1 protein-coding gene is annotated in these 657 nt (G+C 43.7%); it reads left to right on the top strand.

The window, feature by feature from the left end:
• Positions 1–80 precede the first annotated feature (80 nt).
• A partial coding sequence (locus KH893_RS11335; RefSeq protein ID WP_281166216.1) for an amino acid permease occupies positions 81–657 on the top strand: 577 nt, incomplete at its 3' end.

The raw sequence follows: 657 nt of genomic DNA, 5'->3' as shown, positions 1-657 counted from the left end.
CGCAGAATTTGTTATCCTTAGGCAATTAAAATTTGTTAATCGTTAAAAAATGTTTGACATAATTATAGGAGTAATTGTTAATGAACAGTATTTTTCAGAAAATGTTCCGTAAAGAGGATCCGCTAGTTTACCAAGATAAGGATTCCCATCTTATTCGAAGTCTTACAACTAAGGACTTTTTGGCGCTTGGTGTTGGAACAATTGTTTCCACATCAATTTTTACTTTGCCGGGAGTCGTCGCAGCCCAACACGCCGGCCCCGCTGTTTCCCTTTCATTTTTGTGTGCCGCAATTGTTGCCGGCATGGTTGCTTTCGCCTACGCTGAAATGGCTGCCGCAATGCCATTCGCCGGTTCGGCATATTCATGGATCAACGTGGTTTTCGGCGAGTTTTGGGGCTGGATTGCCGGTTGGGCATTACTAGCCGAATACTTCATTGCCGTAGCCTTTGTAGCATCGGGCTTATCTGCAAACTTTCAAGGTCTGATTTCACCATTAGGATTCAAGTTGCCTACTACTTTATCAATTGCTTCAACAGGATCCAATGGCGGCTTAATGGACCTGTTCGCAATTGTTGTCATCCTATTGGTTGCCACTTTGCTTTCTCGGGGTGCATCGCAAACTGCCCGCGTTGAAAACACACTAGTTATTTTAAAAG

This window comes from Liquorilactobacillus sicerae, from assembly GCF_029916425.1.
GTDB lineage: Bacteria > Bacillota > Bacilli > Lactobacillales > Lactobacillaceae > Liquorilactobacillus > Liquorilactobacillus sicerae.
This window is presented reverse-complemented; position numbering and strand designations above follow the sequence as displayed.